This window comes from Bacteroidota bacterium, assembly GCA_034723125.1.
GTDB lineage: Bacteria > Bacteroidota > Bacteroidia > CAILMK01 > JAAYUY01 > JAYEOP01.
Map to the genome: position 1 here is coordinate 7,937 of JAYEOP010000254.1, position 4,766 is coordinate 12,702.

Sequence of the window (4,766 nt, forward strand, 5' to 3'; positions counted from 1 at the left end):
GTTGATATTATCGTTTTCATATATAGTACAAAGATAAAATTTATATTACTCACTATAAGAATGAAATTTGTGAATAATTTTGGTTCTATCTTGATTTGTGTGGGTGGAAAAATATTAAAGCCACAGATTCACAGATTAAAATTAATTTATATGCAATATTCTAATAAGATATATGCAGAGCGGTCATAAACTGCGTTTTGCTATACCGTGTAAACGAATAATAATCAATACGTTAAATATAGTGCAAATCTCAAATTATGACCAGTAGAAGTATATGTCCTTTAGTCCAGATATATCAGGATTTGGCGAAAATTCATTAATTAGTACCTTTTAGAAAACTAAAGAAAATTTTGCATATCCTCCTTTCATCCATTTGTTCCCTAAAGAGGATGCCATCATACCCAGTGAGTTGGCTTTATTCCTTTAGTAAATTTCAAAGGTACAGGTAAAAAAATGAGTTTTTTTATGAGTACAGATTACAAAAAGAGTAATTTTGTAATCTGTGAATCTGTGGCAAATTTGATTACCCACAGTATTTGACATAAAACCAAACAATTTGCAAATCTTTTCTATCCCATTTTTTTTATGCTGGTATTATTAGCACAAATAAGGCAAAGCTTTTTTTGTTAAAAAGGAAACATATAGTTGTTCTAAGAATAATTTAAAATTTATTTCAGTTTCAATAAATACATAATCAGTGTTGTAAGTTTTTTTTGAAACCGTAATTTAGTTTTGGCACATAAGTTGTTTAGAAGTTTACAGTGTAAATTTTTTATCATAGTATTAACTTTTGAACCCCGACTTAGGTTGGGGTTTTTTTTTGTAAAAAAATTAAATATTAACAAAATTTATTAAATGCTAATCTTTACTCAAAAAACATTTAACTCTTTAATATTTTCATACTTTTGCACTCAAAATTAAAACAAGCTTATGGACAAAAAATCGTTAACTGGATTCTTTTTAGTAGCAATAGTAATGTTTGCTTGGATGTATTTTAACAAGCCAAATGAAGAACAAATAAAAAGACAAAAATTTGTTGCTGATTCTTTGGAAATGGTAAGACAAAGTGATTCAATAAAAAGAGTACTAATCGCCCAACAACAAGATACACTGCCAGAATCAAAATTTAGTACAAATAATGATGTAAGCAATAATGTAAACGATACTACAATTGTAACAAACGGAAAAACATTAGACGGAATATTCGCTCCATTTTCAACAGGAAAGGATACTTCTTTTGTATTGGAAAATGACTTATTGAAAATTAAAATATTTTCAAAAGGAGGGATGATTGTTTATTCGGAGCTTAAAAACTATAAAACATACGATTCAATGCCTTTAGTCCTTTTTGATAAAGAAAGTGCAAAAATTGATTATTCCTTTTCGTATAATAATAATCCTATTTCAGTTTCCGATATGTATTTTAAGCCGTTAGGAAACAAAAGAGTTGTTTCTGGTGATGATTCATTGAGTTTTTCAATGATGCTCAATATTGGTGATGGTCAGTACATTGAACATAAATATACTCTATACGGAAATAAATATGTTGTTGGATATCAAATCCAATTCCATGGTTTTAACAACATTATTCCACGAAATATTTCTTATTTTGATTTACATTGGGATTTAAAAACCAAACAATTAGAAAGGAAACAAAATAAACAAAGTGCTAGAATTACTCGAAATATATCAACAGTTTATTATAAGTATAAAGATGAAAAGCCCGATTTTTTAAAGATTAAAACAACAGAGGAAGAACTTAAAGGAAAAATAAAATGGGTTTCTTTTAAACAGCACTTTTTTAATCAAACTTTAATTGCAAAAGATAATTATTTTATTCGCGGAGCTGTTAAAAATCAAGATGTAGAAAATGATTTATCGAAAAAAGATTTTTCTGCAATTCTTTCATTTCCATTTTCACATAGTGATATAGAAACCTATAGCATGGATTTTTATTTTGGTCCAAACCATTATAAAACTCTCAAAGAAGTAGGACTTGATATGGAAAGACAGATTTTTCTTGGTCGTGGAATTTTGAGATGGGTAAATACAGTAATGGTTATCCCTATTTTTAACTATTTCAGTAAATCAATTGCAAGTTATGGTATTATCATTTTACTTCTTACATTATTTATTAAAATGCTACTATTACCATTGACATTTAAGTCATATTTGTCAACTGCAAAAATGAAACTTTTAAAGCCTGAATTGGATGCACTAAAAGAAAAAGTAGGAAATGATAAAACCAAACAACAAACAGAGCAAATGAAGCTTTACAAACAAGCAGGGGTAAGTCCTCTCGGTGGTTGTTTGCCAATGCTTCTTCAAATGCCAATTCTCATTGCATTATTCCGCTTTTTCCCTTCCTCAATAGAATTAAGACAACAAGCTTTTTTATGGGCACATGACCTTTCTACTTATGATTCCATCTGGAATTTTCCTAATGGATTTAAAATACCAGGATATGGGGACCATGTAAGTTTGTTTACTCTACTTATGACAGTTTCTACTTTGATTTATACAAGAATGAATAGTCAGATGATGGGTGGTGCTCAACAAAGTCAAATGAAAGTAATTCAGTATTTAATGCCGATTATGTTTCTTGGATTTTTTAACAACTATTCTGCTGGATTAAGTTATTATTATTTCCTTGCCAATATTATTACATTTGGACAACAGTATTTATTTAAGATATTTGTAAATGAGGATAAGCTAAGAAAGAAAATTGAACTTAACAAAAAGAAGAAAAAGACAAAACCAAAATCAAATTTTCAGAAACGGCTTGAAAACATGCAGAGGCAACAAAAACAACAAAATCGAAAACGTTGATAGTTTAAAATTTTTAATTATTAAAATTTATTTAGTTGGATAGATTAAAACAGCATTTTAAGGATAATAAGATTTTTGAATTAATCTCAAAACTTAGTGAGGAAATAAATATTTCTGCTTACGTTGTTGGTGGCTATGTTAGAGATATTTTACTTCAACGAAAATCTAAAGACATTGATATTGTTGTAGTTGGAGACGGAGTTGGATTTGCGAAAGAATTTGCCAAAAAAATTAAAAGAACTTCAAAGCTTAGTGTATTCAAAAATTTTGGCACAGCCAACATACAATTTGACAACTATGAAATTGAATTTGTAGGAGCAAGGAAAGAGTCTTATCGTAATAATTCAAGAAAACCAATAGTTAATAAAGGAACATTAAATGATGACCTTAACAGGCGTGATTTTACGATAAATACACTCGCAGTAAATCTTAATAAAAATAGTTTTGGCGAATTGATTGACAAATTTAATGGTGTTAATGATTTAAAAAACAAAATTATAAAAACTCCTCTTGAACCTAATGTAACTTTTTCGGATGATCCTTTACGAATGCTCAGAGCAATACGATTTGCCTCTCAATTGAATTTTGAAATAACTCCAGAAACCTTCGAATCCATTAAAAACAACAGCGAAAGAATTTCAATTATTTCTGAGGAACGAATTAGTGAAGAGTTAAATAAAATATTGTTATCAACCAAGCCCTCTAAAGGTTTTTATTTGCTTGACAAGGCAAATTTATTAAATATTTTCTTCCCTGAATTAATTGAGCTAAAAGGAACAGAAACCGTTGAAAACAAATCACATAAAGATAACTTTAGCCATACTTTACAAGTACTTGATAATGTTGCAGAATCATCTGATAATTTGTGGTTAAGATGGACAGCACTTTTACATGATATTGGTAAGCCAAGAACGAAAAAATTTGTAAAAGGAATAGGATGGACCTTTTATTCTCATGATATTGTAGGTTCCAAGATGGTTACAGGAATTTTTAGACGCTTTAGGTTGCCTATGAATGAAAAAATGAGGTTTGTTAAGAAATTAGTTTGGCTTCATTTACGTCCTGCTTTTTTAACCAACGATGACGTTACCGACTCTGCTATCAGACGTTTGATAGTGGATGCTGGTAATGATATTGACAATCTTCTTATACTTTGCAAAGCAGATGTTACTTCAAAAAATCAAGCTAAAGTAAAAATGTTTCAAAAGAGATTTGAGATTTTAGCAGAAAAAATAGCTGAAGTGGAGGAGAAGGATAAACTCAGAAATTGGAAAAATCCTATTACAGGCGATATAATAATGAAAACTTTGAATATAAAACCGTCAAAGGAAATAGGTATTATTAAAGAAAGAATCAAGGAAGCTATTTTAGAAGGAAATATTCGAAATGATTATGATGAAGCCTTTGCTTTGTTACAAGAAATTGGAAAAGAGAGAATGGAAGAGAAATGAGAAAAGTGAAATGAGAAAAGTGAAATGAGAAAAGAGAAAAGAGAAAAGAGAAAAGGAGAGACCATTGACCATGTTTTATTTGAATTGATTTTTTTAATTTTTTCATCCTATATTTTCATTAGTGTATTCGTGGCAAAAAAGAGAAAAGTGAAAAGGAGACCATTGACCATGTTTTATTTGAATTGACTTTTTTAATTTTTCATCCTATATTTTCATTAGTGTATTCGTGGCAAAAAAGAAAAAAGTGAAAAGGAGAGACCATTGACCATGTTTTATTTGAATTGACTTTTTTAATTTTTCATCCTATATTTTCATTAGTGTATTCGTGGCAAAAAAGAAAAAAGTGAAAAGGGGGAGTCCATTGACCATGTTTTATTTGAATTGTTTTTTTTAATTTTTCATCCTATATTTTCATTAGTGTATTCGTGGCAAAAAAGAAAAAAGAGAAAAGGGGAGACCATTGAACATGTTTTATTTGAATTGACT

General features: G+C 29.0%; 2 protein-coding genes. Both read left to right on the top strand.

Annotated elements, in window-relative coordinates:
• Positions 1 to 930: 930 nt before the first annotated feature.
• On the top strand, positions 931 to 2,829 hold the full coding sequence (gene yidC / locus U9R42_07005; protein MEA3495768.1) for a membrane protein insertase YidC: 1,899 nt from the start codon (positions 931 to 933) through the stop codon (positions 2,827 to 2,829).
• 35 nt (positions 2,830 to 2,864) lie between these two features.
• A complete protein-coding gene (locus U9R42_07010) occupies positions 2,865 to 4,280 on the top strand; it encodes an HD domain-containing protein (GenBank protein MEA3495769.1) in 1,416 nt (471 codons plus the stop codon).
• Positions 4,281 to 4,766: the final 486 nt, after the last annotated feature.